Source organism: Frankia sp. AiPs1 (genome assembly GCF_023716945.1).
In the GTDB taxonomy this organism is placed as follows: domain Bacteria; phylum Actinomycetota; class Actinomycetes; order Frankiales; family Frankiaceae; genus Frankia.
Genome location: NZ_JAMQQF010000710.1, coordinates 1 through 2,611 on the forward strand (window position 1 = coordinate 1; position 2,611 = coordinate 2,611).

Annotated in this window: 3 protein-coding genes; 2 read left to right on the forward strand and 1 reads right to left on the reverse strand. The window is 73.8% G+C overall.

What is annotated here, in order from left to right:
- Both ND748_RS29735 and ND748_RS29740 read left to right on the forward strand, forming a co-directional pair.
- Nucleotides 1-527, forward strand: a 527-nt coding sequence (locus ND748_RS29735; protein ID WP_251749523.1) for a nitroreductase family protein, incomplete at its 5' end; no start/stop codon positions are given.
- A gap of 158 nt (nt 528-685) precedes the next feature.
- On the forward strand, nt 686-1,498 hold the full coding sequence (locus ND748_RS29740) for a DUF3105 domain-containing protein (RefSeq protein WP_251749524.1): 813 nt from the start codon (nt 686-688) through the stop codon (nt 1,496-1,498).
- Nucleotides 1,499-1,577: 79 nt separating this feature from the next.
- Here ND748_RS29740 and dnaN read toward each other — a convergent pair whose 3' ends face one another.
- Nucleotides 1,578-2,522: a DNA polymerase III subunit beta gene (gene dnaN, locus ND748_RS29745; protein ID WP_308205767.1), complete on the reverse strand. Its 945-nt coding sequence runs from the start codon at nt 2,520-2,522 to the stop codon at nt 1,578-1,580.
- Nucleotides 2,523-2,611: the final 89 nt, after the last annotated feature.

Genomic DNA, 2,611 nt, shown 5'->3' on the forward strand with positions numbered 1-2,611 from the left:
ACCCGGCCGCGGTCGACCGGGCCGTCGCGGCGGCGCTGACCGCCCCGGCCCCGCACCACACCACCCCGTGGCGCTTCGTGCTGGTCACCGAGCGGCGCGCCGAGTTGCTCGCTGCGATGGCCACCGCCTGGGCCGAGGACCTGCGCCGCGACGGGTTCGACGAGGCCGCGGTGGACCGACGGCTGCGGCGCGGGGACGTGCTGCGCCGCGCCCCGCTGCTCATCGTCCCGGTCATGGTCCTGGCCGGGGCGCATCCCTACCCCGACGCCCGCCGAGCCGCGGCCGAGGAGCGGATGTTCACCGTCGCCGTCGGTGCCGGGGTGCAGAACCTGCTGGTGGCGCTCGCCACCGAGGGACTCGGGTCCTGCTGGGTCTCCTCGACGCTGTTCTGCCCCGAGGTGGTCGGCGCGGTGCTCGACCTGCCGGCCGGCTGGGTGCCGATGGGCGCGGTCGGCGTCGGGCACGCCGCCGCACCCGCCGCCCCCCGCCCGCCCCGCGATCCGGAGCCGTTCCTCCTGCGCCGCTGACCGCCCCGGACCGGGCGTCCGCTACGCCCGGTTATGGTTGAACGTGGCGGTACGGAGGTGACGCAGGGCACCGCAACCGGGCGGTCCGGGTATCCGTCGGCGGGTCGCACGCATCCTGCCTGTCAGATCTGGGCTGACACTTCGTAGGATCTGATTTCGTGGGGAAGAAGAGCGCCGAGCGCAACGTCCGGCTCGAACAGTTGCGCCGCGAGCAGAAGCGCGCCGAACGTCGTCGCGCCCTGCTCATCTACGGCACATCCGGGCTGGTCGTGGTGCTGCTCCTGGTCGGGATCATCATCTACAGCGTCGCCGACACCCACTCGAAGAACAAGACGCGTGAGGTCGGCTACGTGACGGCGGCCTCCACGGCCGCGGCGGCGGCCGGCTGCACCGGCACCGTGAACGACGCCTCCCAGGGCTCGACGCACGTCAGCACGGCGGTGAGCTACAAGGCGTCGCCGCCGTCCTCGGGCAGCCACAACCCGGATCCGCTGCCCGACGGCATCGCGTTCTACAACCCGGCGTCGGGCATCCCGGTCGAGCGCGCCGTCCACAACCTCGAACACGGCTTCATCGTCGGGTGGTACGACAAGAACCTGCCGGCCGCCCAGATCGAGCAGCTGCGGTCGCTGGCCGCCAACGCCGGTCCGCGGTTCATCGGCGTCCCCTGGACCCGGTCGACGTTCCCGGACGGCAAGCACTTCGTGCTGACCGCCTGGGACCGCACGCAGCGCTGCACCACCGTGTCCGCGGCCGTCATCAAGGATTTCGTCGCCAAGCACGCCAACCCGGATCCGGCCGGGGCCACCTGGGACTCGCCGACCGCCCCCGAGTCGGGCGCGCAGGGCGGCACCCTCGACGTGTCGGCCGATGGCCCGCTGACCGCCCCGAGCAGCGCGACCGCCGCCACGCCCACGCCGGGCGCGGGCACCATGTCGCTGTCCCCCACCACCCCGACCCCCGCGCCCTGACCGACGCCCGCACCCTGACTGGTCCCCGCGCGCTGACCGACGCTCGCCGACTGGCCGGTGCCCGCGCCCCGGGCCCGGGTCAGGCGGCGGAGCCGGTGCGGATCGGCATCAGCAGGTAACGGAAGGCGCCTTCGTCCACGGGGCCGCCGCCGGGGCCGCGGACCCCGCCGCTGTCCTTGCCGGTCAGCACGGCCGGGCGGGCGGTGGCCTCGGCCGGGTCGGCGGCCACGAACCCGATGGTCGCCTCGTCGTCCTCCACCGCCCCCAGCCCGTCCAGCAGGTACGAGGGGTTGAACAGCACGGACAGCTCAGGTCCCGAGTACTCGACGGGGATCGTCTCGCTGGCCTGGGCCCCGCTGCCATCCCCCGCCTCCGCGACGACCTGGTCCCGGGTGAAGGTGAAGCGCAGCGGCGCGGTCCGGGTGGCGACCACGGCGACGCGGCGGACCGCGGCGGCGAGCGCGGCGGTCTGCGCGGTGACCGTGTACGCGGCCGTCTCGGGCAGGAGCTTGCGGTAGTTGGGGAACGTGCCGTCGATGAGCCGGACGATGGTCTGCCGCCCGGCCGCGGCCAGGCCCAGCCGAGCGCCCGCCGGGTCGGCGAGGTCGAGCCCGATCACGATCCGGGAGGCCGAGGTGGGCGTGCGGGCCACCTCGGCGAGCACCTTGGCCGGCACGTGGGCCAAGGCCCAGGGATCATCGACGGTCGGCTGCCAGGGGATGGCGCGCACCGCCAGCCGGTACCGGTCGGTGGCCGCGAGAATCAGTCCGCGCCCGGAGATCTCCAGCCGGACCGCGGTCAGCACCGGCACCGTCTCGTCCCGGCCGGCCGCCGGGGCGACCTGGCCGACCGCCGCGGCGAACCCGAGGGTGTTCACCTCGCCGATGGGGGCGGGGAAGCGCGGCAGCTCGGGATAGTCGGTGAGGTCCATCAGCGGGACGGTGAAGCGCACGCTGCCGCAGCGCAGCACCAGCCGGGCGGCGTCGGCGGCGGCCGCGAACGCCTCGACGATAGCCGCATACAACTACCCCGCAGCTGCTCGTCATATAATCGATTCAATGTAAGGCCTGATAGCCCGAGCCGACACCACCACACCGTAATCAAAGCCTGCAA